Genomic DNA, 24,616 nt, shown 5'->3' on the forward strand with positions numbered 1-24,616 from the left:
TTATTGCAAAGGGCCTAATCTACGGTGAACAAGCCGAGGCAGGGCGGCAAAGAGCAGCAAAAGGGCCCCGAGAAGCGCCGGGATGTCGCCGAAACGGCTGTAGGGCGTCGGCGCGGAGGGCGGAGGCAGGGCCACGTCGAGGTAGCCCGCCTGGCCCAGGGGCAGGCTGTCGAGCAGCTCGCCATCGGCCGAAATCAGCGCCGAGACACCGGTGTTGGCGACGCGCACCATGGGCAATCCGCTCTCGACGGCGCGCAGCCGGGCCTGGGCCAGGTGCTGGTAGGGACCCGCCAATTGCCCGAACCAGGCATCATTGGTGATCTGCAGCAGCAGCTCTGGGCGGGCGGGCGCGGCGCGGATATCGCGCGGGAAGATCGCCTCGTAGCAGATCAGCGGCAGGGCCATGCCGATGCCCGGCAGATCCAGCAGGCGGGCGCCGGGGCCGGGGCGGTAGCCGTAGCCCTGCTGCGAGGCCAGCGCCGAGATCCCCAGTTTCGCCAGCTGATCGCCGAGGGGGACATATTCGCCGAAGGGCACCAGGTGGTGCTTGTCATAGGTCTGGGCCAAGGTGCCCTCTGCGTCGAGCAGGGCGAGGCTGTTGTAGTAGCTGCCCGCCTCGCGGCGCTGGATGCCGACAACCAGCGGGCTGCCTGCGGCGGCACGGGCCAGGATGTCGGTCAGGGACTTGCCCTCGTTCAGCAGGTAGGGGACCGAGGTCTCGGGCCAGATCACCAGGTCGGGGCGGCGCCCGTCCGGGCGCTCGGCGGCGGTGTAGTCCAGCAGGCGGCGAAAGAAGATGGGTACGAACTCGGGCGCCCATTTCAGCCGTTGCGCGGCATTGGGCTGTACCAGGCGCAGCAGCGGTGCCTCGGGGGCCGCGGGCAGTGCGCGGGGCGGCAGCATCAGCGCCAGAGCCAGCGGGGCGGCCAGGAGCAGCGCGGCCAAGGCGCCGGGCAGCAGCGCCCGGCCAGCCGAGGGGCGCGCCAGGGCGAGCCCCAGCAGGGCGGCGGGCAGCAGCAGCAGCAGGGTCAGCCCATGGGCGCCGATGTAGCTTGCCAGGGCCAGTTGCGGCGCGCCGATCAGCGCATGGCCGATCTCGGCCCAGGGGAAGCCGGTGAAGATCCAGCCGCGCAGCGCCTCGGCCAGAGTCAGGGCCCCGCAGAGCACCAGCACGGCGGCCAGCCCCCTTGGCGCCAGCGCCTTGGCCAGCCAGAGCGCCCCGCCCCAGAAGAGCGCCAGCCCGCCTGCCATGAAGACCAGCGCGAAGGGAGCCATCCAGCCATCGCGGGCCAGATCGACCAAGAAGGGCTCGACGATCCAGAAGAGCGCCCCGGCGAAATAGCCGGTGCCGAAAAGCCATCCCATGCGCGCTGCGCGGCGCGGGGAGGGGGCTGCGAGGTGGGCGTGAAAGAGCAGCGCGTAGCCGAGAATCGCAACGGGCCAGAGCGCCAGTGGCGCCTGGCCCGAGGCCGTGACAAGACCCGCCAGGGCGGGCCGCAGGACGGGCCAGAGACGTTGTAGCCTCGACATCGACATCGGCGTGTCCGGGCTCACTCCGCCGCGTGGGCGCCGAGCCGCACCCGCAACCGCTTGATGCGGCGGGGATCGGCGTCGACCACTTCAAACTCGTGCCCGTCGGGATGCACGACGACCTCGCCGCGAGCGGGCACGCGACCGGCCAGCATGAAGACCAGCCCGCCGAGGGTGTCGATCTCTTCCTCGTCCACCGAATCGTCTTCCGTCAGGTTGACCGAGGTCGCCTCTTCAAAGTCCTCGAGCGGCGCCTTGGCCAGCGCGAGATAAGAGCCCGAGGCCTCGCGGGTCCAGAGCGCGTCCTCGTCGACGTCGTGTTCATCCTCGATCTCGCCGATGACTTGTTCGATCAGGTCCTCGATGGTCACCAGGCCATCCACGCCGCCGTATTCGTCGATCACCAGCGCCATGTGGCGCCGCTCGCTCTGCATCTTCTGCAGCAGCACTCCGATGGGCATCGAGGGCGGCACGAAGAGCAGCGGGCGCAGCAATTGGCTGAGATCGAAATCGCCATGTCCGTTCCAGCCGTGCTTCAGGGCGAAGTCCTTGAGGTGGACGAGGCCCTTGGGGCTGTCCAGCGTCTCGTCATAGACGGGCAGGCGAGTCATGCCGGTGTCACGGAAGACATCCACCAGGTCATCCTGGGTGATGGTCATCGGCACCGAGACGATCTCGACCTTGGGGATGGCGACATCCTCGACCCGCATGTTGCGCAGGTTCAGCAGCGAATGGCGGCGGCCGTTCTGCTGCGGGTTCTGCGGGGTGCCGGCGGTGGTCCCGGAGCGGGTGTCGCCCCGGCGCTGGCCCAGCAGGCGGCCGAAGAACCCCGGACGTGACCCCGTAACGGGCGCGGCCGTGGTCGCCGGCTGCGCCATGGTGGCGGCCGGTACGTTGGCGGTCTTGCCGTTCATGGGGGTCCCGTGGGCCGAAGTCATGCCGGTCGACATCTGGCCCGCAACGGGGCCCGATATGGGGGTGGTTCTGCCCGTGTTGTCGACCATGCGAGCCGCATTGTGCGGAGCGGGGTCGGGGGTCTGGGGACGCGCGCGCTGCGCTGCGTTAGAAGACCCGTCTATACTGTCGCCCATCGTTCCTTTCCAGATACCGGCCGCAACGGTGCGGCCTCGCGCTATATGGGTATTAATATGGGTCAGCGATACCCATCTTGCCAAGTATTTCCGTCTCGAGCCCTTCCATCAGCTCCGCGTCGCCGTCCCGGACGTGGTCATAACCCAGAAGATGAAGGATTCCGTGAACCAGCAAATGGGTCACATGGTCGGAAAAGGACAGCCCGCCGGCTGTGGCTTCGCGGGCACAGGTGTCCCATGAAATGGCGATATCTCCCAGCTCGGCGGGGCCGAAGAGCGCCTCTTCGGGATCGACCTGGGGCAGCTCGGGCGTGGCGCCCTCGTCTTCCGGGGCCAGCTCTTCGGCAGGCCAGGAGAGCACGTTGGTCGGCGTGGGCTTGCCGCGGAACTCGGTGTTCAGCGTGGCGATGCGGGCATCGTCGCAGCCCATGACGCAGATCTCGAAGGCGGCGGGGTCAAGCCCCAGCCGGTCGCAGACCGCCAGCGCGGCGCGCGCGGCATGCTCGGGCAGCGCGGCGTCTTCCCAGCGGGGATCTTCGATCACGCAATCGACGATATCGGGGGTCTCGGTCATGGCAGGCCCATACAGCAACAGCCCGGAGCCGCCAATCCTTGATCGCGGGCTGCCCCGGCGGGGACAGCCCGAAAGCCGTCAGCTTTCCTCGTCGGCCTCGTAGGCCTCGATGATCTTGGCCACCAGGTGGTGGCGTACCACGTCCTTGGCGGTGAAGTAGTTGAAGCTGATGTCGGGGATCGCCGAGAGCAGGCGCTCGGCATCCCTCAGCCCCGACTGCACGCCGCGCGGCAGGTCGACCTGGCTGCGGTCGCCGGTGATCACCATGCGAGAGCCCTCGCCGAGGCGGGTCAGGAACATCTTCATCTGCATGGTGGTGGCGTTCTGGGCCTCGTCGAGCACCACGAAGGCATTGGCCAGGGTCCGGCCGCGCATGAAGGCCAGCGGCGCGATCTCGATCTTCTTGGCCTCGCGCAGCTTGCCCACGTCCTTGGCGCCGAGGAAGTCGTTCAGCGCGTCATAGAGCGGCTGCATGTAGGGATCGACCTTCTCTTCCTGGGTGCCGGGCAGGAAGCCCAGGCGCTCGCCCGCCTCGACGGCGGGGCGGGTCAGGATGATCTTGTCGACATTGCCCTCGATGAAATGGTTCACCGCCACGGCGACGGCGAGATAGGTCTTGCCGGTGCCCGCCGGGCCGATACCGAAGCTCAGCTCGTGCTTGAACAGGTTGCGGACGTAGTCCTTCTGCGCCTCGGTGCGCGGCTCGACCATCTTGCGGCGGGTCTTGATCTCGACATCGCCACCCCGGAACATTTCCAGCTGGTCGCCGTCCGGCGTCGCGGTCGAGGGGTTCTCGGCACCCGGTTCGCGCATGCGGATTTCGCGGTCGATATCGGCGGGCCCGACCTCGCGGTCCGCTTCGAGCCGGGCATAGAGCGCGCGCAGCACGTCGACGGTTTCCTGGGCAGCGACTGCCTCGCCATGGGCGACCAGGTGATTGCCGCGGCGCAGGATCTGTATGCCCAGTTGCTGTTCCAGGTAGGCCAGGTTCCGGTCGTACTCGCCGCAGAGCTCGATCAGGAGGCGGTTATCGGGGAATTCGACGGCAACTTCGGCAAGGGGGGTGTCGTCCGTGCCGGGGGTCAGCAGGCTGGTGGCCAAAGAGCGCTCCTTCAGATCTTGGCCGGTGCGTGGCACCGGCGAGCCATGGTCTCAGCGTGGCAGGGGCCGGGGCGGGGGGCAAGCACCGATTGCGCGAAGGCCGACCATGGGACGGAAAATGCCGCAAGCGAAGGCTTGCGGCATCTGGGTGGTTACTCTGCGGCAGGGCGCTCGCCCCCTCGTCTCGGGGCGATCTCCGGGGAGCTGCCCCAGCTCCGGGTCTCAGGTTCCGGGCGCCTGGGTCGGGTCGGGAACCGGCGAGCCGCGCTTGAAGCCGCCGGTGGCGGTGTTGGGCGGCGCGGTGCCCGAGCAGACCGGCTTGCCGTATTTGTCCAGCCGCTGCGACAGGTAGCCTTCCAGGCCATCGTCGATGATCCAGTGGTCACAGCCGTTGGGGTCGACCCAGATGCCGGCCTTCATGGTCGACAGGTGGTGCGAGTTGAAGCCCCGGTCGATGCTCTTGTCACCGGGCACGTTGGACGGGTGTCCGCAGGCGGCCAGAGAGGCCAGCAGCAAGATACCCGAGGCAGCTTTCATGAGTTGCATGTCGCGGGTCCCCTCAGCGGATGCAGATGATTTCGACGCGCCGGTTGGCAGCCATGCCGGCGACGGTGGTATTGGGCTCTGCGGGCATGCGCTCGCCATAGCCGCGCACATCGGCGATCCGCGCGCCGACGGAATTGGCCACCTTGGCCACCGAGTTGGCGCGGTTGTACGAGAGCCGCATGTTGTAGGCATCCGAGGCCCGGCTGTCGGTATGGCCGACGATGATGTAGGAGGTGGCATTCGCCTGGCGGAAGAAATCGGCCAGACGCTGCTTGTTCGCCGCGCTGATGGCGTAGCTGTCGGTGGCGAAGAACTGGTCGCTCGGCATGACGCCGCAGACGTTGCCTCGTCGGCAGACCGGGATGCCCTCGCGGGTGACGTGGGGCGTCATGTAGCCCTCGGCGCCGTCATCCATCACCCAGTGCTCGCAGCCATCCGGATCGACCCAGATCGTCGGCACATAGGGTTCGTTCCAGCCCTTGCCCTGGGCCCGTGCCGTGCCTGGCACGATTGCCAGCATAAGCATCATGGCGCAGGCCATGGCCACGACAGCCAAGGGCCGGAACCGCGTTTTCTCCGCAGTTTCAACTACCACAACCAATTCCTTTCTGTCCCCGCGGGCTTTGGGGCGGCTGCTGTCCCGGCATCCGTCCAAGTCCGGCAATCATATGCGCTTTCACCATGACGCAGCGAAAAGCGCTTGTGAAGAGCGATCGCCCCGGCCGCGACCCAAATATGGTTTTGCGGCCACGCGGCTGAACTAGCTGTGGGGAGAGTGCCGAAGGATTGCGCCGCAGGGGCGCGGCAGGTCCGGCGGCGAGGGGCAGCGCAGACTGGCGAGGTAGCGGGGGCTTGCCGGGGGCAGGCTTCGGGGGCGGGTGGCCCCCGGCGCGGGCGCTCAGACGAGCTCTGCGGCCAGGGAGTTCGCCCCGGCGCTGGTCACCCGCACGCGGCGCAGATCGCCCGGCTTCAGGCCCTCGGCGGTGACATGCACCGCATGGAGGTGGTCGGACTTGCCGACCATTTGGCCCGGATGGCGGCCCGGCTTCTCGAAGAGCACGCCCACCTCTCGGCCCACCATGTCCTGCATGAAGGCCTGCTGCTGACGGCTCAGCAGCGCCTGCAGCTCGATCAGCCGGGCAGAGGCCACGTCGCCGGGCACCTGGCCGCCGCGATCGGCCGCCGGGGTGCCGGGGCGCGTGGAGTACTTGAACGAGAAGCAGGAGGCGTAATTGACCCGTTCGACCAGGTCCATGGTGTCGCGGAAGTCCTGGTCGGTTTCCTCCGGGAAGCCGACGATGAAGTCACCGGAAAGCGCGATATCGGGGCGCGCCTCGCGGATGCGCTCGATCAGCGCCATGTAGCTATCGCGGGTATGGCTGCGGTTCATCCGCTTCAGGATGCGGTCGCTGCCCGATTGCACCGGCAGGTGCAGGTAGGGCATCAGCTTCTCGCAATCGCCATGGGCGGCGATCAGGTCGTCCTCCATGTCGTTGGGGTGGCTGGTGGTGAAGCGGATGCGCTTGAGGTCGTCGATCTCGGCCAGGGTGCGGACCAGCCGCGCCAGGCCCCAGTCCCGGCCATCGGGCCCCTCGCCGTGGTAGGCGTTGACGTTCTGGCCCAGCAGGGTGATCTCGCGCACGCCGCGCTCGACCAGGTCGCGGGCCTCGCGCAACACGCGCTCGACCGGGCGAGAGACCTCGGCGCCACGGGTATAGGGCACCACGCAGAAGGCACAGAACTTGTCGCAGCCCTCCTGCACCGTCAGGAAGGCGGTCGGGCCGCGCTTCGCCTTGGGACGGGCCTTCAGCTTCTCGAACTTGTCCTCTTCGGGCATCTCGGTATCGAGCGCCTTCCTGCCCGAGCTGACCTGCGCCTCCATCTCGGGCAGGCGGTGGTAGCTCTGCGGCCCCACCACCAGGTCGACCATGGGCTGACGCAGCATGATCTCGCGCCCCTCGGCCTGGGCCACGCAGCCAGCCACGCCGATCTTCAGATCGGGCTTCTCGGCCTTCAGGTGCTTGAAGCGACCAAGCTCGGAGTAGACCTTCTCGGCTGCCTTCTCGCGGATGTGGCAGGTGTTGAGCAGGATCATGTCCGCCTCGTCCGGCGAAGAGACCTCGGCATAGCCCTGACCGCCCAGGGCCTCGGCCATGCGCTCGCTGTCGTAGACGTTCATCTGGCAGCCGTAGGTCTTGATGAAAAGCTTCTTGGGCTCGGACATCTGGGGCCTCTTCGGGGTAGCGGGTCAGGGCGTGTTGCTACACCGAAACGCGGGGTGCTTGCAATCGCCGGGCGGGTCGGGCTTCCTTGGCGGCAGACGCGACGACGGGGTGCCGGGGGCATATGCAGTTCGATTCTCTTCAGACCTTCCTGCGAAAGGGCCGGGACCTGCTGGCCAGGGGGCCCGTGGCGATGATCTTCGCCGAGGACGAGGTCGAGCTCGACAGCACCCTGCGCCACCACCGGGACGCCGGTTTCGCCGAGGTGCTGCTCTTTGCCCCCGAGGCGTTTACGGTCGCCGCCGACCTGGCCCGCGACATCCACCGCATCAGCTACCTGATGACCCGGCCCGAGGCCCTGAGCCAGGCTGTCAACGCGGTGATCGAGGCGGCGGCTCCGGGCACCTGGCTCTACTATTGCTACAACGCGGAATATCTCTTCCACCCGTTCTGCGAGACCCGCAACGTCGTCGAGCTTCTGGCCTTCCACGCCGAAGAGCGCCGCGATGCGATGCTGACCTACGTGATCGACCTCTACGCCGACGACCTGCAGGCGGCGCCGCAGGCGGTGTCGATCGAGCGGGCCCACCTGGACCGGGCGGGCTACTACGCCCTGGCGCGGCTGGACGAATGGGGCAACGAGCGCGAGCGTCAGCTGGATTTCCACGGCGGTTTGCGCTGGCGCTTTGAAGAGCACGTGCCCGAGAACAAGCGCAAGATCGACCGGATCTCTCTCTTCCGGGCGCGGGCGGGGCTGGTGATGGGCGAGAACCACCTTTTCAACGATCCCGAGTACAACACCTATTCCTGCCCCTGGCACCACAACCTGACCGCCTGCATCTGCTCTTTCCGCACCGCCAAGGCGCTGACCACCAACCCCGGTTCGCGCTTCGATATCCAAAGCTTCACCTGGCACAATTCCGCGCCCTTCGAGTGGCACTCGCGGCAGTTGCTGGACCTGGGGCTGATGGAGCCCGGTCAGTGGTTCTAGACCGGGCGCGGATCGCCGGAGGCAATGGGGCCGGAAGATTGTATCAACCGTTCCGCCCCGGCTCGTCTGGGTTGCTTGAGAAGAGCGCGATCTTGTTGCCCTGCGGATCGCGCAGGTAGCCCACGTAGAAACGTGGCCCATAGGCCTCGCGGAACCCCGGCGCGCCCTCGTCCGTTCCGCCGGCTGCCAGCGCTGCGGCATGCAGCCTGCGCACCTCTGCCTGGGTGCCCGCCTCGAAAGCCACCATCGTTCCGTTCCCGGCCGAGGCCGGGGCTTCGTCGAAGGTCGGTTTCACGTAGAAATCCGGGGCCGCCCCGCCCGCGCGCGGCAGATAGCTGAGCCCCTCCGGCCCGGTCTTGAGCGTGAAACCCAGATCGGGCAGGACGGCCGAGTAGAAACGCTCTGCGGCGGCAAGGTCATCGGCGCCGAAGGTGACATAGGCGATCATGGGGGCGGCTCTCCTGTCCTGCCGGGGGTGCTTTGCTTCTACAGCATGGGCGACGCGGGCTCACCCCGCGATCAGGAAACTTCGGGCGGCATCGCGGATCGCGCGGGTCAGCGGTGCAAGGCCCGGCGCCATGAGGCGCGAGACCTGCCAGAAGAGCGGCGTGTCGTGGGGCGTGTCGGGGATCAGCTCTACCAGCCGCCCCGAGGCCAGGCCCGGCGCCATCAGCACCTCTGGGTTCAGGCCCCAGCCCAGCCCCGCCTCGGCGGCCAGCACGAAGCCCTCGGTCGAGGGCAGGCGGTGAGTCGGGGGCCGCAGGCCGGGTCCGAAATGGGTCTGAAGCCAGAGGCCCTGCAAGCCGTCCTTGTCGTTGAAGCTCAGCATCGGTGCCCGCGCCAGCGCCTCGGCGGTCGCGCCCTCGGGCAGGTGGCGCGCCATGTAGCCGGGGCTGGCGGTGGCGCGGTAGCGCAGGGCGCCGAGCGGCAGTGCATCGCAGCCCAGCAGGCTGGCCCCCTCCGACGTGATCGCGCCCGAAACCTGGCCCTCGCGCAGCCAGCGGGCCGAATGGTCCTGGTCGTCGACCTCGACCTCGAAACTTGTGCCGGGCATGGCGTCCTGGGCGCGGGCCAGGGCGGCGGGCATCCAGGTGGCCAGGCTGTCGGCATTGACCGCCAGCCGCACCCGCGCCGCGCCGGGGGCCAGGTTCATCCGCTGTAGGGTCTGGGCCTCCAGCAGGGCGATCTCGTCGGCGTGCCGGGCCAGCTGTGCCCCCGCCTCGGTGGCGCGGGCCGGCGGGCCCCGGCGAATGAGCGGCGTGCCGATCCGCTCTTCCAGCGCCCGAAGCCGCTGCGAGACGGCGGATTGGGTGATCCCCAGCTCGGCCGCGGCCCGGTCGAAGCTGCCATGGCGCAGGATCGCCGCCAGGGCGGCCAGTTGAGCGCGGTCGAGTTGCATCAGTTTTTCTAATCCATACTGAAAATCATTCATTGGATATATCGCCCCGCCCGGCATAGGCCAAGCGCCTGAGCATATGGGACCGGGTGAAGGACGAGCGGCATGGGTGAGGCATTCTGGGCGGGGTTGGGACTGGGGCTGTCACTGATCGTGGCGATCGGTGCGCAGAATGCCTTCGTGCTGCGGCAGGGCATCCTGCGCCAGCACGTGGGCCCTGTGGTCCTGCTTTGCGCGGCCTCGGATGCGGTGCTGATCCTGGCGGGCGTGTTGGGCTTCGGCGCGCTGAGCCAGGCGCTGCCCTGGGCGGTGGAACTCATGCGACTGGGCGGCGCGGCCTTCCTGCTGGTCTATGGCGCGCTGGCGTTGCGCAGCGCCTGGCGCGGCGGGCAGGCGCTGGAGGCCGCCGAGGCCGCGGCAAGGCCGCTCTGGCAGAGCCTGGCGATCTCGGCGGCGCTGACCTGGGGCAACCCGCATGTCTACCTGGATACGGTGGTGCTCCTGGGGGCGGTCTCGGCGGATTTCGCCGACAAGCGTGCCTTTGCCACCGGGGCCATCTGCGCCTCCTTCGCCTTCTTCGTCACGCTTGGCTACGGCGCGCGGCTGCTGGCGCCGGTCTTCCGCCGCCCCCTGGCCTGGCGCTGCCTCGATCTTTCGGTGGCGCTGGTGATGTGGAGCGTCGCCCTGTCGCTGCTCTGGTCCTGAACAGCCTCGCGCGCGGACGGCCGCATCCGACCCCGAGGCGCTTGCCTCGACGCCGCAAGGCGCCTAGGACAAATGCATGACGAAAGCACGCAATTCCCCGGCCCCAGAGCCCGAACCCCCCGAGGCACAGGCCACGGAGTTCCAGCCGCTCGTGGCCATCGGCTGGATGCTGGCGACGGGTTTCTGCTTCGTCGGGGTCACGGCGCTGGTCAAGACACTGGGCACCGAGGTGCCCGCGCCTCAGGCGGCCTTCCTGCGCTTCCTGATGGGGCTGGTGTTCCTCGCGCCGGTGCTGCCACGGCTCCTGCATCTCAGGCTTTCGGGATTCCAATGGCGGCTCGTGGTGGGGCGCGGGGTCTTCCACTCCTTCGGTGTGGCGCTGTGGTTCTTCGCCATGGCGCGGCTGCCGCTGGCCGATGTCACCGCGCTGAATTACCTCAACCCTATCCTGATCACCCTCGGGGCCGGGATCTTCCTGGGCGACAAGCTGGCCGCGCGGCGGCTGGCGGCGGTCGGCGTGGCGCTGATCGGGGCGCTGATCATCCTGCGGCCGGGGCTGCGCGAGATCAGCCTGGGCCATATCGCGATGCTGGGCACGGCCAGCGCCTTCGCGGGCTCCTACATGATCTCGAAGCGGCTCTCGGATGACCTGGATCCGGCGCTGATCGTGGCGCTGATGTCGGTGACGGTCTCCATCGGGCTGCTGCCCGTGGCGCTGCCGGTCTGGGTGACGCCCACGGGGCTGCAACTGGTGCAGCTGGCGGGCGTGGCGCTGCTGGCGACCCTGGGGCATTACTTCATGACCCTGGCCTTCCGGGCCGGGCCGATGACGGTGACACAGCCGGTGACCTTCCTGCAACTGGTCTGGGCGGTGCTCCTGGGCGCGCTGGTCTTCGGCGAAGAGCCCGACCCCTACGTGATCTTCGGCGGCGGGCTGATCCTGGCCGCGGTCAGCTTCATCACCTTCCGGGAAGCGCAGCTGAAGCGCCGCGACGCGGGTCGCGCGGTCGAGGCGACGAAACCCTGAGCCTTCGGCGTCCGCGCTTGATCAAGGTCAAAGCCGCAGGGCGGAATCACCATTAGACCTTTGCTTCGGACAAGAAGTGAAAGGACAGGGCGATGTCGCATACCCCTCATACGCTGGACCAGGAGTTCCCGGAATTCGTCGAGCTCATCGACGCTCTGAAGGGCACGGATGCGCATTTCGCGCGACTGGCAGAAGAGTACCACGAGGTGAACCGCAAGATTCACCGCCAGGAAACCAACGTCGAGCCGGTCGAGGACCTGGTGCTGATCGAGGCGCGCAAGCGGCGCGGCGCGCTGAAGGACCAGATCTACGCCGTTCTGCGGGCCAACCATCTGACTGCCTGAAACGTGAGAACCGCGCGCGGCGTTCAGCCCACCTCGTAGGGCAGGGTACCGCGCGCATTGCTGTCGATGGTCAGGCGCCGTTCCAGCGGCGGGACCGAGCGCTGGTGGCAATGCTCGCGCTCGCAGATCCGGCAGGAGATCCCGATGGGCTCGAAGGTGCCGGGGCCCGACAGGTCCAGGCCATCCGCGTAGACGAGCTTGTCCGCATGGGCGACCTCGCAACCAAGCGAGATGGCGTAGCGCCGCACCGGCGCCCCCCAGCGTCCCCCCGATTTCGACACGTCCCGCGCCAGGCTGATGTAGCGCACCCCGTCCGGGGTCTCGGCCAGCTGGCGCAGGAACTGGCCCGGAGTCTCGAAGGCGCGGTGCACGTTCCACAGCGGGCAGGCCCCGCCGTAGCGGGCGAATTGCAGCCGCGTGGCCGAATGGCGCTTGGTGATCGTGCCGGCCTGGTCGACGCGGACGAAAAAGAACGGAATGCCCTTTGCTCCCGGCCGCTGCAGGGTCGAGAGACGGTGGCAGACCTGTTCGATCGAGGCGCCGAAACGCATCGAGAGCACCTCCAGGTCGTGGCGCGTCTCCTGCGCGGCCTCAAGGAAGCGGGTGTAGGGCATCAGCGCCGCCCCGGCGAAGTAATTGGCCAGGCCGATCTTGGCGATGGCACGGGCGGTGTCGGACTGGAAGCGCGCCAGGTCCAGCGTCGCCTCCAGCAGCTTGTCCTGCTCCAGCAGCGCGACCTGAAGCAGCAGCTGGAAGGTCTGGGTCTCGGGCGCGGCACGCAGGGAGAGCGTCAGCTCCTTGCGCTCGGGGTCGTAGCGGCGCAGCTCGTGGATGTCGTCGAACTTGGTGCGCACTCCGAGGTTGCCGAGCGCCGAGACGGCGCGCACGCGGATGTTGTTCTCGTTCCGCAGGGGCGTGGCGAAGCGTTCGGCGGCGCGGTCCACGGCGTCGATGTAATTGTCGCAATAGTGGAAGAAATCGCGCACTTCGTCCCAGGGGCTGGGGGTGGCGCGGGCATCGTCGCGGCCAAGCGCCTCGTCCAGCGAGGCCAGGCGTTCGTGGGTCTGGCGGTAGGCGCGGTGCAGGTGCAGGAAGGCCCGTGCCAGGGCCGGCGCATTCGAGGCCGTCAGCCGCAGATCCGCCATCGGCGGCGACAGATCGGCCAGCACCGGATCCGCCATGGCCTCTCGCATGTCCGAGACCAGGCGCTCGCTGTCGCCGGTCGAAAGCTCGGTCACGTCGAAGCCGAATTCCTGCGCCAGGGACAGCACAACCGAGGTCGAGACCGGCCGGTTGTTGTTCTCCATCTGGTTCAGATAGGGCAGCGAGATGCCCAGCTTGGTGGCGAATTCCTTCTGGGTCAGGTCCAGCTTCTGGCGCGTCTCGCGCAGCTTCGCCCCGGCGTAAAGTTTCTGATTGCCCATGCCCACCTGTCCCGACGCTGCAAGGCCACCGGAAATCCCGGTGGCTTTGCAGATTAACATCCCGAGAGGCTAACTTTGCAAATCTTGCTTAACAAGCCGTAAGACAGGACGTGGCACATGCGTGTCAGAGCGTCGCGGCATAGGCCTCGAGCTGGCTGGCCACGGTGCCCCAGCCATCGAAGAAGCCCATCTGTTCATGTTGGGCGCAGGCCTCGGGCGAACGGTGCCGCACGGTGACGGTATAGCGGGTGCCTTCGCCGTCGTCCTCGAAGTCGAGGATGGCGGTCATGAAGGGATCGGGGGCGGGCTTCCAGCCCTCTGAGTAGGCATCGGTGAAGACCAGCCGGCGCCCCTCGATCACTTCGAGGTAGACTCCGGTGTTCTCCATCACGTTGCCCTCGACTTCGAAGGTCGTGTTGAAGCGCCCGCCGACGCGCAGGTCGATGTCGCAGGCCGTCACGCGGTGCGGCGCGGGGATGAAGAAATGCGGGATATGCTCGGGGCGGGTCCAGCATTCCCAGACCAGTGCGCGGGGCACCGCGAGGTGGCGGGTGAAGCTGAGGTCGGTGCGCGGGCTCTGGTCGGTCATGGCTTTCTCTCTTCCGAAATTTGGGTGACATAGGCGTCGAAACGATCAAGGCGGCCCTGCCAGAGGGCGCGCTGTTCGGCCAGCCAGTCCTGCACCGGCGCGAAGGCCTCGGGCGAGAGCGCGCAGCTGCGCACCCGGCCCTCCTTCTTGCTGGTGATCAGCCCCGCGCTTTCCAGCTTCTTCAGATGCGCAGTGAACGAGGGCAGAGACATGTCATGGACAGCGTGCAGCTCGCTCACCGTGGCAGGGCCACGGGCGAGACGTTCCAGGATCCGACGTCTGGTCGGATCGGAAAGGGCCGCGAAGGCCATGTCGAGGGCGGGATCAAGCTTAGCCATATGGCTAAGTAATCAGCCTGCCGCGAGTCGGGCAAGCGAAAACTTAGCTGAGTGGCTAAGTGTCTTCAGGCCACGCCAAGGCGGCGCTCACGCCGCATGACCGCCAGGATGCAGCAGACCGAGGCGATGCCGCAGACCAGCATCAGCCAGATCAGCGGGAAGGCCCCCGTGCCAGGTGCCAGCAGGCTGCCCGCCAGCGCCGAGAGCGCGGCGCCGCCACCGATCATGATCGCGCCGCCAAGTCCCGCCGCCGTGCCCGCAAGGTGGGGCCGGACGGACAGCATCCCGGCATTGGCCGAGGGAATCGTCATGCCATTGCCGAAGCCCACGAAGATCATCGCTCCGAAGAAGGCATAGGGGCCGCCGAAATCGGCCAGGGCGCAGAGCAGCGACAGCAGCATGCCGAGGGTGACGATGAGGCCGCCGGACAGGATCATCCGGTTCATCCCGACGCGCGAGGCATAGAGGCCGGTGAACCAGTTGCCGATGAAGTAGCCGATCCCGGCGGCGGCGTTGAACATGCCGAACTGCGCCGGCGACAGGCCGAAGACCGAGGTGGCAACGAAGGGGCCGCCGCCGATATAGGCGAAGAAGGCGCCGGACGAGGTCGCGGCGGCCATCGAGTAGCCCCAGAAGCGCGGCGAGGTCAGCAGCTCGGGGTATTCGCCGAACTGGCGCAGGATCGACAGGTCCGAGGGCGCGGCGGTCTCACCCAGGTCGGCCCAGGTGATCCAGAAGATCACCAGGCCAGAGGCCAGCAGCAGCCAGAACGAGGCCTGCCAGCCGAAGAATTCATCCAGCACCCCGCCGAGGACCGGGGCGAACATCGGCACCATGGACATGCCCATGGTGACATAGCCCATCATCGCCGCGGCGCGGTCGGGGGTGTTGATGTCACGCACCACGGCCCGCGACAGCGCCATGGAGGTGGCGACCGAGGCCTGCAGGATGCGGAAGACCATGAAGGTGGCGAAGTTCGGCGCCAGCAGGCAGCCGATGGTCGCCAGAACGAAGATCCCCAGACCCCAGAGCAGCAGCGGACGCCGCCCGTAGCGATCGGCGAAGGGCCCGACAAAGAGCTGCAGGAAGCCGCTGGCCGCCAGGTAGCCCGCGACGGAAAGCTGGACCACCTTGTAGTCGACGGCGAAATAATCTGCGATCTTCGGCAGCGACGGCAGGAAGACGTTCATCGTCATCGCACCGATTCCGGCAAGCAGGATCAGCGTCGACAGATGCGGAGGGGTGCTGCGGTCCAGGTACCGGCGGGGTTTGGTCTGGGTCATTGCATTGTGCTAGACGTATGAAACTCGCATGTCCATGCGCCTGTCACGTAGTTTGCAGTTTTGCAGTTTGCTAGAGGGGCTCTGCCAAGACTTTGCAAATTTGCCCCTTTTCCCTTTTTACCTGTTCTTTCGGACTCTATGCTTCCCCTGCATGCATGCGAAGATCCGGCAAGGCCGGACCTGAGGGAAGGAGAGCGCGATGACGGATATCCTGGAAGAGCTGAAGGCACGGCGCGAGACGGCCCGGCTGGGCGGTGGCGAAAAGCGGATCGCGGCACAGCACGCCAAGGGCAAGCTGACCGCGCGCGAGCGTATCGACCTGCTGCTGGATGCCGACAGTTTCGAGGAATTCGACATGTTCGTCGCGCATCGCTGCACGGACTTCGGCATGGAGAAGCAGCGCCCCTACGGCGACGGCGTGGTCACCGGCTGGGGCACGATCAACGGTCGGCAGGTCTATGTCTTCAGCCAGGATTTCACCGTCTTCGGCGGCTCGCTCTCTGAAACCCATGCCCAGAAGATCTGCAAGATCATGGATATGGCGATGCAGAACGGCGCGCCGGTCATCGGGCTGAACGACTCGGGCGGGGCCCGCATCCAGGAAGGCGTCGCCTCCCTGGCCGGCTACGCGGAGGTCTTCCAGCGCAACGTGATGGCCTCGGGCGTGGTGCCGCAGATCAGCGTGATCATGGGCCCCTGTGCCGGTGGCGCGGTCTACAGCCCCGCCATGACCGACTTCATCTTCATGGTGAAAGACAGCTCCTACATGTTCGTCACCGGCCCTGACGTGGTGAAGACCGTTACCAACGAAGTGGTGACCGCGGAGGAACTGGGCGGCGCCTCGACCCACACCAAGAAATCCAGCGTCGCCGATGGCGCTTTCGAGAATGACGTGGAAGCCATGGCCGAGGTGCGCCGCCTGGTGGACTTCCTGCCGCTCAACAACCGCGAGAAGCCGCCCGTGCGGCCCTTCTTCGACGATGTGAACCGGATCGAGACCAGCCTCGACACGCTGATCCCCGACAACGCCAACAGCCCCTACGACATGAAGGAGCTGATCCTGAAGATCGCCGACGAGGGCGATTTCTACGAGATCCAGGAAGACTTCGCCAAGAACATGATCACCGGCTTCATCCGACTGGAAGGCCAGTCGGTGGGGGTGGTGGCGAACCAGCCGCTGGTGCTGGCCGGGTGCCTCGACATCGATTCCAGCCGCAAGGCCGCGCGGTTCGTGCGTTTCTGCGACGCCTTCGAGATCCCGATCCTGACCCTGGTCGACGTGCCGGGTTTCCTGCCGGGCACCAGCCAGGAATACGGCGGCGTCATCAAGCACGGCGCCAAGCTGCTCTTTGCCTATGGCGAAGCGACGGTGCCCAAGGTAACGGTGATCACCCGCAAGGCCTATGGCGGCGCCTACGACGTGATGTCCTCGAAGCATCTGCGTGGTGATTTCAACTATGCCTGGCCGACCGCCGAAATCGCGGTGATGGGCGCCAAGGGCGCGACCGAGATCATCCACCGTGCCGACCTGGGCGACGCCGAGAAGATCGCGAAGCACACCAAGGACTACGAGGACCGCTTCGCCAATCCCTTCATCGCCGCGGAACGGGGCTTCATCGACGAGGTGATCCAGCCGCGTTCGACCCGTCGGCGTGTGGCGCGGGCCTTCGCCAGCCTTCGCGGCAAGAAGCTGCAGAATCCCTGGAAGAAGCACGACAACATCCCGCTCTGAACGGGCATTCACGAAGGGCAGAGGCCACATGGCGCGCAAAGGCTGGCATATCCTGAAGGACGAGGGGCGGGTCACCGTGACCCGTCGCCTGCCGGTGCGCTTCGATCTCTCGGTCGAGGCAGAGCTGCCCTGTGCCCGCACGGTCTCTCTCACCCGCGTGGCGCAGCAGGTGCGCCAGGACATGTGGCGGCGGCTGCAGGATCTGCGCGGCTTCGCCCCGGCGGTCGAGGTCTCTCGATCCGAGGGCGGGCTGGTGATCCGGGCCGGCGGCGCGCTGGCGGACCCGGTGACGGGCCGGGTGCGCGACAGCCTGGCCGACCTGCTGGAAAGCCCCACCCACCAGGCGCGCTGGATCGCCCATGCCGGGAGGCGCAGCCATGGCTGATCTTCGCCGCAGGGCCCCCCGCAAGCGCCAGGACCTGTCACGCCCAGACCCCGCGCATGTGCCGCATCTGGAGGCACCTCGCCTGCGCCCACAACATGTTGCGGGTCCCCGGCCAAACCCCTATCAGGCTGAGCTTTTCGCACCACAGGAAGTGACCGTGAAAGCGCCCAGATATGAAATCCATCGTGATCGGGCTATGCTTGTCTCATGCCGCCATGGCGCGGCTGAACCGGAATGTCCCCATGTTGAAGGGCCGCAAAGGCTCCGGGGGACCCAGAGGCATGTCAGGAGTTTAGAATGTCCCGATCCATCCACCTTCTTCTCGCCCTCGCGTTCGCAGGCAGCCTTGCTGCCTGCGCCAAGCCCGCGACCGAGGAATACGTCGTGGTCGAGCCCGAGCCCATCTCGAGCGAACCCGTCTACACCGGCAAGTACAAGTAAGACTGGCGGGCGCACGCATCGCCGTGCGCCCCACCCCCTGAAAGGGGGGAAAAGCGCCGATTTTCGTGTGCCGGCGGAAAACTCTTCCAATGGTTGTATTGGCGGATACGGTTTCTCCCATTCGTGTAGTGTAAATGGGAGTTTTGTTTCATGCCGACCTTCAGCCTTCTGCGTCTTGTCGCCGGCGGGTCATGCCTGGCCCTCGTGGCGGCCTGTACGCCTCCTCCGCCAGAGCCGATGCGCCTCTCGCCGCAGCCTACCTACAACAAGATGGGCGGGCTCGAATCCTGTGGCCAGGGCTACACGATCCGCAACGAGACCTGCGTCCCGGATGACGAGTGCTACGAGCTCGACCGCCAGACCGGGCGCGAAATTCCCTGTCCGCCTCCGGGCCGTGATCCCGGCGACGACGACGACGGGCCCAACTACCCGGATCCCCAGTAAGACCTTCCGCGAGGGTCCGGTCTTTGCCCGGGCCTTCGTCCCCGTTTCGCTGCCGGTCCTTCCCGGCTTGCCTCGTACCACCACCAACAAGGGAAGGGCCGAGGCATGCTGAAGCACCGTGGCTTCCCCGGGCGTCTGCCCGGTTCCGATTTCCAGTTCACCATCCGCCGCGCCAATCCCAAGGGCGTGACGCCGATTACCAAGCGCGAGCGCTACAAGGATCGGCGCACCCCCGACAAGCGCGCCGACGAGGCCTTCATGGCCGCCCTCTGGGAGCACTTCGGCGACCAGCCCTTCGAGCGCGGCAACCTCGATGCGGGGCGCCTGTCCTGGCTTTTTGGCCGCGAGGTGCTGCCCGCGGAAGAGCCTTTCGATCCAGAGAGTTACGAAGCCCTCCTCGTCATCGACGAGGCCGCCGCACGTGCCGCTTTCCCAGGCGCCTTTGAAGAGGAGGACTGGGCGTGATCCTGCCTATGTCCGTCCGGATTGCGCGGGTTTCGGCCCAGCTTCGCGGGGCTCCGGTCAAGGGGCTTGCGGGCGTGCGTCCGACGGGCAGCAATGGGCGGGCCGTCATGCCGGGTGCAACGCCCGGAGGCGCGGCGTGTCAATACCGTTACCCTTCCCCTATCGGGCAGCCGCTCGTCCCCAATTCGCGGCTGCCCGTTTTTTCGTCCCGGTCGCGTATCGCCGGGGTGCAGGATCGGCGGCAACGGAACAGATGTGTCGCGGCGGCGGAACTTTTTTCAAGTCTCGGCGTTTCTATCCGCAGAACGCTCCAACACGAAGGTAGGTATCTATGTTCAAGAAAACCTGGATTCTCGCCGGTCTGCTTTGCACCGGTCTCGCAGCATGTGGTGACACCCTCGGCGAACAGGCCGTGCTCGGCGGCGCCGCAGGCGTTGGCGCAGCAGCCGTCACCGGCGGCAGCGTCGGCAGCGGCGCCCTGGTCGGCGCAGCCGGCAACGTGGCCTACTGCCAGGCCAACCCCGGCGCCTGCCGCTAAGGCCTTCGGCGCCTGCGCCGTTGACGCCTGCGATGGTGCGGCAACTGCCGCCCGTCTGACAGTACAATCCAAAGCATGCCCCTCGTTGCGCCTTCCGCGCGGCGGGGGGCTTTCGTTTGCGCGCCGCACAGCTCCGGCGGGCGCTCCAAGACCTCGGGGAGGGGCCTGACATGTTCCAGAAGATCCTGATCGCCAACCGGGGCGAGATCGCCTGCCGCGTCATCAAGACGGCGCGCAAGATGGGTATCTCGACCGTTGCCATCTATTCGGATGCCGACCGCCATGCGCTCCACGTGGCCATGGCCGACGAGGCGGTGCACATCGGCCCGCCGCCCGCCAACCAGTCCTATATCGTCATCGACAAGGTGATGGAGGCGATCCGGGCGACCGGCGCCGAGGCGGTGCATCCGGGCTATGGCTTCCTGTCCGAGAACCCCAAGTTCGCCGAGGCGCTCGAGGCCGAGGGCGTGGCCTTCGTCGGCCCGCCGGTGAAGGCCATCGAGGCCATGGGCGACAAGATCACCTCGAAGAAGATCGCCCAGGAGGCCGGGGTCAGCACCGTGCCCGGCTACATGGGCCTGATCGAGGACGCCGAAGAGGCGGTGAAGATCTCGGGCGAGATCGGCTACCCGGTGATGATCAAGGCCTCCGCCGGCGGCGGTGGCAAGGGCATGCGCATCGCCTGGAACGACGATGAGGCGCGCGAGGGCTTCCAGAGCTCGAAGAACGAGGCCGCCAGCAGCTTCGGCGATGACCGTATCTTCATCGAGAAGTTCGTCACCCAGCCCCGCCACATCGAGATCCAGGTGCTCTGCGACGCGCATGGCAACGGCATCTACCTGGGCGAGCGCGAATGCTCGATCCAGCGCCGCAACCAGAAGGTCGTCGAAGAGGCGCCCTCGCCCTTCCTCGACGAGGCCACCCGCCGCGCCATGGGTGAACAGGCGGTGGCCCTGGCCAAGGCCGTCGGCTACGCCAGCGCCGGCACCGTGGAATTCATCGTCGATGGCGACCGCAACTTCTACTTCCTCGAGATGAACACCCGCCTGCAGGTGGAACACCCGGTGACCGAGCTGATCACCGGCGTCGACCTGGTGGAACAGATGATCCGGGTGGCGAACGGCGAGCCGCTCGGCATCACCCAGGACGACGTGACCCTGACCGGCTGGGCCATCGAGAACCGTCTCTACGCCGAGGACCCCTATCGCGGCTTCCTGCCCTCCATCGGTCGCCTGACCCGTTACCGCCCGCCGGAAGAGATCGCCGCCGGGCCGTTGCTGGAGAACGGCAAATGGCAGGGCGAGGCGCCTGCGGGGGCCGAGGCCGTGCGCAATGACACCGGCGTCTTCGAGGGCGGCGAGATCTCGATGTACTACGACCCGATGATCGCCAAGCTCTGCACTTGGGCGCCGACCCGCGAGGCGGCAATCGAGGCCATGCGCGTGGCGCTGGACGGCTTCGAGGTCGAGGGCATCGGCCACAACCTGCCCTTCCTGTCGGCCGTGATGGACCACGAGATCTTCATCAAAGGCGAGATGACCACCGCCTTCATCGCCGAGCAATACCCCGATGGCTTCGAGGGCGTGGAGCTGCCCGAGGCCGAGCTGCGGCGCATCGCTGCCGCCACGGCCGCCATGCACCGCGTGGCCGAGATCCGGCGCACCCGCATCTCGGGCCGCATGGACAACCACGAACGGGTCGTGGGCACCGAATGGGTCGTCTCTCTGCAGGGCGCCGAGTTCGCCCTGTCGATCAAGGCCGACCGCGAGGGGGCCTCTGTCTCCTTCGCCGATGGCAGCGCGCTGCGTGTCGAGGGTGCCTGGACGCCGGGCGATACGCTGGCCCGGATGAGCGTGGACGGTGCGCCGCTGGTGCTGAAGGTCGACAAGATCTCGGGCGGGTTCCGCATCCGCAACCGGGGCGCCGACGTGAAGGTCCATGTGCGCAACCCGCGCCAGGCCGAGCTGGCCCGGCTGATGCCCGAGCGCGTGGCCCCCGATACCTCGAAGCTGCTGCTCTGCCCGATGCCGGGCCTTGTGGTGAAGACCTTCGTGGAAGAGGGCGAAGAGGTGCAGGAAGGCCAGCCGCTCTGCACCATCGAGGCGATGAAGATGGAGAACATCCTGCGCGCCGAGAAGAAGGGCGTGGTCTCCAAGATCAACGCGGGCCCCGGCGACAGCCTTGCCGTGGACGAAGTGATCATGGAGTTTGAATGAGCCATGCGCGGCAGCCTGCCATATCCCCAGGGGCCCTACGGGGCCCGGACCGGAGCCGGGCAGTGCCGCGCATTTTCGATGAATTCACCGTTTAAGCGCTTCGTCATTCCCCTCTCCCATAAGGCCGAGAGCATTCTCACCTGGGGGCCGGTGACCGATGGACGTGATCCTGCATATCGGAGCGCATCGCACCGCGATGACCTCGTTTCAGAGCTACCTGCGGGCCAATGCACCGGCGCTGGCCGGGCGTGGCGTGGATGTCTGGGGCCCGCGGCGGACGCGGGGCGGGGTGCTGGCGGGGGTGATCCCCGGACCGGGGCCGCTGCCGCCCGCCCGGCAGTTCGACCGGGCCTGCGGGCGCATCGCGCTGAACCTTGCCAAGGCCGAGGCGCGTCTCGTGACCCATCTGCTGGTCAGCGACGAGAACATCCTTGGCCATCCGCGCGCCAACCTGCGACGCGAAAGGCTTTACCCGGATGCGGGGCCTCGGGTCGCGGCCTTCGCGCGGGCCTTCTCGGGGCGGGTCAGGCGGATCGTGATCTCGGTCCGCGCGCCGGAGCGCTACTGGACCTCCGTGTTGTGCTTCGCCCTGGCGCGCGGCCATGCGCTGCCGGGGCGTGCCACCCTGGACCGTCTGGTGACTCAGCCCAGGGGCTGGCGCGAGGTGATCGAGGATGTGGCCAGCGCCGCGCCGGGGATCGAGATCCTTGTCATGCCGCACGAACGCTACGCCGGCCTGCCCGAGCGGCGGCTGGCGCGGATGCTGGGGCTGCCCCCTTGCTTGCCGCAGGCCCATGCGCGGGACTGGCTGAACCGCTCTCCCGATCTTGCCGTGCTGCGGGCGCGCCTGGCCGAACGCGGCGAGGCGGGACTGCCGGAGGGGCAGGGGGCCTGGCACCCCTTCGACACGGCACAGCGCCGGGCACTGAACGATATCTACCGGGACGACATGTCCTGGCTCTCTGCCGGGGCCTCGGGCCTCGCCCGGCTTGCGCCGGACCCCTGGGAGGAGGGGGTGGAGGAGGCTTACCCGACAGGACCAAACGGCGGGCAGCAGGCGGCGATAGATCCGCGCGCCCGTCTCAGGAAGAGAGGACAAGGCGATGACGACGAAGAAGGACGCATGGTCCGCGCGCGCTGAGAAAGAGCTGCGCGGCCGCCCGCTTGAGGATCTGACCTGGCAGACGCTGGAGGGGATCGACGTCCAGCCTCTCTATACCGCCGAGGACACCTCGGACCTGCCCCATATGGACAGCCTGCCGGGCGAGGCGCCGTTCACGCGGGGCGTGCGCTCGACGATGTATGCGGGCCGCCCCTGGACGATCCGCCAATACGCCGGCTTCTCGACCGCCGAGGAAAGCAACGCCTTCTACCGCCGCAACCTGGCCGCCGGTCAGCAGGGCGTCAGCGTCGCCTTCGACCTGGCGACGCACCGGGGCTATGACAGCGACCACCCCCGCGTGATGGGGGATGTGGGCAAGGCCGGCGTGGCCATCGACTCGGTCGAGGACATGAAGATCCTGTTTGACGGCATCCCGCTGGACAAGGTGTCGGTCTCGATGACGATGAACGGCGCGGTGATCCCGATCCTGGCCAATTACATCGTGGCTGGGGAAGAGCAGGGCGTCGACCCTGCGCAGCTCTCCGGGACGATCCAGAACGACATCCTGAAGGAGTTCATGGTCCGCAACACCTATGTCTATCCGCCCGAGCCTTCGATGCGGATCATCTCGGACATCATCGAGTACACCTCGAACGAGATGCCGAAGTTCAACTCGATCTCGATTTCCGGCTACCACATGCAGGAAGCGGGCGCGAACCTGGTGCAGGAGCTGGCCTATACGCTGGCCGACGGCCGGGAATACGTGAAGGCCGCGATCGAGGCCGGAATGGACGTCGACAAGTTCGCCGGCCGGCTGTCCTTCTTCTTTGCCATCGGCATGAATTTCTTCATGGAGATCGCCAAGCTCCGCGCGGCCCGCACCCTCTGGCACCGCGTGATGACCGAGATGGGCGCACAGAACGACCGCTCGAAGATGCTGCGCACCCACTGCCAGACCTCGGGTGTCTCCTTGCAGGAGCAGGACCCCTACAACAACGTCATCCGTACCGCCTACGAGGCCATGTCGGCGGTGCTCGGCGGCACCCAGTCGCTGCACACCAATGCCCTGGACGAGGCCATCGCCCTGCCCACCGATTTCTCGGCCCGCATCGCCCGCAACACCCAGCTGGTGCTGCAGGAAGAGACCGGCGTGACCAAGGTCGTCGACCCGCTGGCGGGCTCCTACTACGTCGAGAGCCTGACCAACGAGCTGATCGAGAAGGCCTGGGCGCTGATGCAGGAGGTCGAGGAGATGGGCGGCATGACCAAGGCCGTGGCCTCGGGCATGCCCAAGCTGCGCATCGAGGAAAGCGCGGCACGGCGGCAGGCGATGATCGACCGCGGCGAAGAGGTGATCGTCGGGGTCAACAAGTACCGCAAGGACAAGGAAGACCCGATCGACATCCTGGATGTCGACAACGTGAAGGTGCGCGACAGCCAGATCGCGCGGCTGGAGAAGATCCGCGCCAGCCGTGACGAGGCTGCCTGCCAGGCGGCGCTCGACGAGCTGACGCGCCGCGCCAAGGAGGGGGGCAACCTGCTGGAAGCCGCCGTCGAAGCCGCCCGCGCGCGGGCCTCTGTCGGAGAGATCAGCATGGCAATGGAGAAGGAATTCGGCCGCCACCAGGCCGAGGTGAAGACCCTGGCCGGGGTCTACGGTGCCGCCTACGAGGGCGACGAGGACTTCGCCGCGATCCAGCGCTCTGTCGAGGCCTTCGCCGAGGAAGAAGGGCGCCGCCCCCGGATGCTGGTGGTCAAGCTGGGCCAGGACGGTCACGACCGCGGCGCCAAGGTGATCGCCACGGCCTTTGCCGATATCGGCTTCGACGTGGATGTGGGTCCGCTCTTCCAGACCCCGGAAGAGGCGGCGCAGGATGCCATCGACAACGATGTGCATGTCATCGGGCTCAGCAGCCAGGCGGCGGGGCACAAGACGCTGGCACCGCAGCTGATCGAGGCGCTGAAAGAGCGGGATGCGGGGGATATCCTGGTGATCTGCGGCGGGGTGATCCCGCAGCAGGATTACGACTTCCTGAAGCAGGCCGGCGTGAAGGCGATCTTCGGGCCGGGCACCAATATCCCCTCGGCGGCGCAGGACATCCTGCAGCTCATCCGCGCCGCGCGGGCCTGAG

General features: G+C 67.2%; 26 protein-coding genes. 13 read left to right on the forward strand and 13 right to left on the reverse strand.

What is annotated here, in order from left to right; genetic code table 11:
* The 7 genes from lnt to miaB all read right to left on the reverse strand — a co-directional run bounded on the left by lnt (position 1) and on the right by miaB (position 7,066).
* Positions 1-1,530: an apolipoprotein N-acyltransferase gene (gene lnt, locus CRO50_RS04980; RefSeq protein ID WP_097145333.1), complete on the reverse strand. Its 1,530-nt coding sequence runs from the start codon at positions 1,528-1,530 to the stop codon at positions 1-3.
* Positions 1,531-1,550: 20 nt separating this feature from the next.
* Positions 1,551-2,444, reverse strand: coding sequence for a hemolysin family protein (locus CRO50_RS04985; RefSeq protein ID WP_097144798.1), 894 nt, complete (start codon positions 2,442-2,444; stop codon positions 1,551-1,553).
* A gap of 229 nt (positions 2,445-2,673) precedes the next feature.
* A complete protein-coding gene (gene ybeY / locus CRO50_RS04990) occupies positions 2,674-3,195 on the reverse strand; it encodes an rRNA maturation RNase YbeY (RefSeq protein WP_097145334.1) in 522 nt (173 codons plus the stop codon).
* A gap of 78 nt (positions 3,196-3,273) precedes the next feature.
* Positions 3,274-4,296 (reverse strand): PhoH family protein, encoded by a 1,023-nt coding sequence (locus CRO50_RS04995; protein ID WP_097144799.1) that lies wholly within the window; start codon positions 4,294-4,296, stop codon positions 3,274-3,276.
* A 222-nt stretch (positions 4,297-4,518) separates the two neighbouring features.
* A complete protein-coding gene (locus CRO50_RS05000; protein ID WP_097144800.1) occupies positions 4,519-4,842 on the reverse strand; it encodes a hypothetical protein in 324 nt (107 codons plus the stop codon).
* A 13-nt stretch (positions 4,843-4,855) separates the two neighbouring features.
* Positions 4,856-5,362, reverse strand: a complete 507-nt coding sequence (locus tag CRO50_RS05005; protein ID WP_232617767.1) for an OmpA family protein — start codon at positions 5,360-5,362, stop codon at positions 4,856-4,858.
* Positions 5,363-5,740: 378 nt separating this feature from the next.
* Entirely contained in the window at positions 5,741-7,066 is a 1,326-nt protein-coding gene (gene miaB, locus CRO50_RS05010; RefSeq protein WP_097144802.1) for a tRNA (N6-isopentenyl adenosine(37)-C2)-methylthiotransferase MiaB, read from the reverse strand.
* 122 nt (positions 7,067-7,188) lie between these two features.
* Between miaB and CRO50_RS05015 the strand changes: the two genes are divergently transcribed.
* A complete protein-coding gene (locus CRO50_RS05015; protein WP_097144803.1) occupies positions 7,189-8,055 on the forward strand; it encodes a glycosyltransferase family 2 protein in 867 nt (288 codons plus the stop codon).
* 43 nt (positions 8,056-8,098) lie between these two features.
* On the opposite strand, the gene CRO50_RS05020 is transcribed toward CRO50_RS05015, so the two are convergent.
* On the reverse strand, positions 8,099-8,503 hold the full coding sequence (locus CRO50_RS05020) for a VOC family protein (RefSeq protein ID WP_097144804.1): 405 nt from the start codon (positions 8,501-8,503) through the stop codon (positions 8,099-8,101).
* A 60-nt stretch (positions 8,504-8,563) separates the two neighbouring features.
* Complete coding sequence (locus CRO50_RS05025; protein WP_097144805.1) at positions 8,564-9,454, reverse strand: LysR family transcriptional regulator ArgP; 891 nt, start codon at positions 9,452-9,454, stop codon at positions 8,564-8,566.
* A gap of 102 nt (positions 9,455-9,556) precedes the next feature.
* On the opposite strand from CRO50_RS05025, the gene CRO50_RS05030 reads away from it, so the two are divergent.
* From CRO50_RS05030 to CRO50_RS05040, 3 genes are all read left to right on the forward strand, one after another.
* Entirely contained in the window at positions 9,557-10,156 is a 600-nt protein-coding gene (locus tag CRO50_RS05030) for a LysE/ArgO family amino acid transporter (protein ID WP_097144806.1), read from the forward strand.
* Positions 10,157-10,232: 76 nt separating this feature from the next.
* Entirely contained in the window at positions 10,233-11,183 is a 951-nt protein-coding gene (locus CRO50_RS05035) for a DMT family transporter (RefSeq protein WP_416061092.1), read from the forward strand.
* A gap of 92 nt (positions 11,184-11,275) precedes the next feature.
* On the forward strand, positions 11,276-11,527 hold the full coding sequence (locus tag CRO50_RS05040) for an HP1242/YdcH family protein (protein WP_097144807.1): 252 nt from the start codon (positions 11,276-11,278) through the stop codon (positions 11,525-11,527).
* Between the two features lie 23 nt (positions 11,528-11,550).
* Here the strand turns inward: CRO50_RS05040 and CRO50_RS05045 are convergent, their stop codons facing one another.
* The 4 genes from CRO50_RS05045 to CRO50_RS05060 all read right to left on the reverse strand — a co-directional run bounded on the left by CRO50_RS05045 (position 11,551) and on the right by CRO50_RS05060 (position 15,161).
* Positions 11,551-12,951: a helix-turn-helix domain-containing protein gene (locus CRO50_RS05045; protein ID WP_097144808.1), complete on the reverse strand. Its 1,401-nt coding sequence runs from the start codon at positions 12,949-12,951 to the stop codon at positions 11,551-11,553.
* Between the two features lie 124 nt (positions 12,952-13,075).
* Positions 13,076-13,540: an SRPBCC family protein gene (locus tag CRO50_RS05050; protein WP_097144809.1), complete on the reverse strand. Its 465-nt coding sequence runs from the start codon at positions 13,538-13,540 to the stop codon at positions 13,076-13,078.
* Positions 13,537-13,878: an ArsR/SmtB family transcription factor gene (locus CRO50_RS05055; protein WP_097144810.1), complete on the reverse strand. Its 342-nt coding sequence runs from the start codon at positions 13,876-13,878 to the stop codon at positions 13,537-13,539. Before CRO50_RS05055 ends, CRO50_RS05050 begins: the two co-directional genes overlap by 4 nt.
* Positions 13,879-13,943: 65 nt before the next feature.
* Positions 13,944-15,161 (reverse strand): multidrug effflux MFS transporter, encoded by a 1,218-nt coding sequence (locus tag CRO50_RS05060; protein ID WP_097144811.1) that lies wholly within the window; start codon positions 15,159-15,161, stop codon positions 13,944-13,946.
* A gap of 199 nt (positions 15,162-15,360) precedes the next feature.
* Between CRO50_RS05060 and CRO50_RS05065 the strand changes: the two genes are divergently transcribed.
* The 9 genes from CRO50_RS05065 to scpA all read left to right on the forward strand — a co-directional run bounded on the left by CRO50_RS05065 (position 15,361) and on the right by scpA (position 24,615).
* Complete coding sequence (locus CRO50_RS05065; RefSeq protein WP_097144812.1) at positions 15,361-16,893, forward strand: acyl-CoA carboxylase subunit beta; 1,533 nt, start codon at positions 15,361-15,363, stop codon at positions 16,891-16,893.
* 28 nt (positions 16,894-16,921) lie between these two features.
* Positions 16,922-17,278, forward strand: a complete 357-nt coding sequence (locus CRO50_RS05070; RefSeq protein ID WP_097144813.1) for a hypothetical protein — start codon at positions 16,922-16,924, stop codon at positions 17,276-17,278.
* 297 nt (positions 17,279-17,575) lie between these two features.
* Positions 17,576-17,719 carry a hypothetical protein gene (locus CRO50_RS20075; RefSeq protein WP_179747205.1) on the forward strand — a complete coding sequence of 48 codons (144 nt, stop codon included), beginning with the start codon at positions 17,576-17,578 and terminating at the stop codon, positions 17,717-17,719.
* Between the two features lie 150 nt (positions 17,720-17,869).
* Positions 17,870-18,163 carry a hypothetical protein gene (locus CRO50_RS05075; RefSeq protein ID WP_143516859.1) on the forward strand — a complete coding sequence of 98 codons (294 nt, stop codon included), beginning with the start codon at positions 17,870-17,872 and terminating at the stop codon, positions 18,161-18,163.
* A 105-nt stretch (positions 18,164-18,268) separates the two neighbouring features.
* Positions 18,269-18,628 (forward strand): hypothetical protein, encoded by a 360-nt coding sequence (locus tag CRO50_RS05080; protein WP_097144815.1) that lies wholly within the window; start codon positions 18,269-18,271, stop codon positions 18,626-18,628.
* A gap of 331 nt (positions 18,629-18,959) precedes the next feature.
* On the forward strand, positions 18,960-19,166 hold the full coding sequence (locus CRO50_RS05085; RefSeq protein ID WP_097144816.1) for a hypothetical protein: 207 nt from the start codon (positions 18,960-18,962) through the stop codon (positions 19,164-19,166).
* A gap of 170 nt (positions 19,167-19,336) precedes the next feature.
* Complete coding sequence (locus CRO50_RS05090; protein WP_097144817.1) at positions 19,337-21,382, forward strand: acetyl-CoA carboxylase biotin carboxylase subunit; 2,046 nt, start codon at positions 19,337-19,339, stop codon at positions 21,380-21,382.
* A gap of 157 nt (positions 21,383-21,539) precedes the next feature.
* On the forward strand, positions 21,540-22,523 hold the full coding sequence (locus CRO50_RS05095) for a hypothetical protein (protein WP_179747206.1): 984 nt from the start codon (positions 21,540-21,542) through the stop codon (positions 22,521-22,523).
* Complete coding sequence (gene scpA / locus CRO50_RS05100) at positions 22,486-24,615, forward strand: methylmalonyl-CoA mutase (protein ID WP_097144818.1); 2,130 nt, start codon at positions 22,486-22,488, stop codon at positions 24,613-24,615. The genes CRO50_RS05095 and scpA overlap by 38 nt, the downstream gene beginning before the upstream one ends.
* The last annotated feature ends 1 nt before the right edge of the window (position 24,616 follow it).

It is taken from the genome of Pseudooceanicola antarcticus, assembly GCF_900215355.1.
Classification (GTDB): domain Bacteria; phylum Pseudomonadota; class Alphaproteobacteria; order Rhodobacterales; family Rhodobacteraceae; genus Pseudooceanicola; species Pseudooceanicola antarcticus.

Excerpts from the sequence above, each read along its gene's own strand:
- CRO50_RS05070 (WP_097144813.1), top strand. The coding sequence starts at position 16,922 with ATGGCGCGCAAAGGCTGGCATATCCTGAAGGACGAGGGGCGGGTCACC.
- ybeY (WP_097145334.1), bottom strand. The coding sequence starts at position 3,195 with ATGACCGAGACCCCCGATATCGTCGATTGCGTGATCGAAGATCCCCGC.
- CRO50_RS05035 (WP_416061092.1), top strand. The coding sequence starts at position 10,233 with ATGACGAAAGCACGCAATTCCCCGGCCCCAGAGCCCGAACCCCCCGAG.
- CRO50_RS05060 (WP_097144811.1), bottom strand. The coding sequence starts at position 15,161 with ATGACCCAGACCAAACCCCGCCGGTACCTGGACCGCAGCACCCCTCCG.
- CRO50_RS05030 (WP_097144806.1), top strand. The coding sequence starts at position 9,557 with ATGGGTGAGGCATTCTGGGCGGGGTTGGGACTGGGGCTGTCACTGATC.
- CRO50_RS20075 (WP_179747205.1), top strand. The coding sequence starts at position 17,576 with ATGTCCCGATCCATCCACCTTCTTCTCGCCCTCGCGTTCGCAGGCAGC.
- CRO50_RS05065 (WP_097144812.1), top strand. The coding sequence starts at position 15,361 with ATGACGGATATCCTGGAAGAGCTGAAGGCACGGCGCGAGACGGCCCGG.
- CRO50_RS05045 (WP_097144808.1), bottom strand. The coding sequence starts at position 12,951 with ATGGGCAATCAGAAACTTTACGCCGGGGCGAAGCTGCGCGAGACGCGC.
- CRO50_RS05055 (WP_097144810.1), bottom strand. The coding sequence starts at position 13,878 with ATGGCTAAGCTTGATCCCGCCCTCGACATGGCCTTCGCGGCCCTTTCC.
- CRO50_RS05085 (WP_097144816.1), top strand. The coding sequence starts at position 18,960 with ATGTTCAAGAAAACCTGGATTCTCGCCGGTCTGCTTTGCACCGGTCTC.
- scpA (WP_097144818.1), top strand. The coding sequence starts at position 22,486 with ATGACGACGAAGAAGGACGCATGGTCCGCGCGCGCTGAGAAAGAGCTG.
- CRO50_RS05020 (WP_097144804.1), bottom strand. The coding sequence starts at position 8,503 with ATGATCGCCTATGTCACCTTCGGCGCCGATGACCTTGCCGCCGCAGAG.
- CRO50_RS05025 (WP_097144805.1), bottom strand. The coding sequence starts at position 9,454 with ATGCAACTCGACCGCGCTCAACTGGCCGCCCTGGCGGCGATCCTGCGC.
- CRO50_RS05040 (WP_097144807.1), top strand. The coding sequence starts at position 11,276 with ATGTCGCATACCCCTCATACGCTGGACCAGGAGTTCCCGGAATTCGTC.
- CRO50_RS05075 (WP_143516859.1), top strand. The coding sequence starts at position 17,870 with ATGCCGACCTTCAGCCTTCTGCGTCTTGTCGCCGGCGGGTCATGCCTG.
- CRO50_RS05000 (WP_097144800.1), bottom strand. The coding sequence starts at position 4,842 with ATGCAACTCATGAAAGCTGCCTCGGGTATCTTGCTGCTGGCCTCTCTG.
- CRO50_RS05090 (WP_097144817.1), top strand. The coding sequence starts at position 19,337 with ATGTTCCAGAAGATCCTGATCGCCAACCGGGGCGAGATCGCCTGCCGC.
- CRO50_RS04985 (WP_097144798.1), bottom strand. The coding sequence starts at position 2,444 with ATGAACGGCAAGACCGCCAACGTACCGGCCGCCACCATGGCGCAGCCG.
- CRO50_RS05015 (WP_097144803.1), top strand. The coding sequence starts at position 7,189 with ATGCAGTTCGATTCTCTTCAGACCTTCCTGCGAAAGGGCCGGGACCTG.
- CRO50_RS05050 (WP_097144809.1), bottom strand. The coding sequence starts at position 13,540 with ATGACCGACCAGAGCCCGCGCACCGACCTCAGCTTCACCCGCCACCTC.
- CRO50_RS05005 (WP_232617767.1), bottom strand. The coding sequence starts at position 5,362 with ATGCTGGCAATCGTGCCAGGCACGGCACGGGCCCAGGGCAAGGGCTGG.
- lnt (WP_097145333.1), bottom strand. The coding sequence starts at position 1,530 with ATGTCGAGGCTACAACGTCTCTGGCCCGTCCTGCGGCCCGCCCTGGCG.
- CRO50_RS05080 (WP_097144815.1), top strand. The coding sequence starts at position 18,269 with ATGCTGAAGCACCGTGGCTTCCCCGGGCGTCTGCCCGGTTCCGATTTC.
- miaB (WP_097144802.1), bottom strand. The coding sequence starts at position 7,066 with ATGTCCGAGCCCAAGAAGCTTTTCATCAAGACCTACGGCTGCCAGATG.
- CRO50_RS05095 (WP_179747206.1), top strand. The coding sequence starts at position 21,540 with ATGGACGTGATCCTGCATATCGGAGCGCATCGCACCGCGATGACCTCG.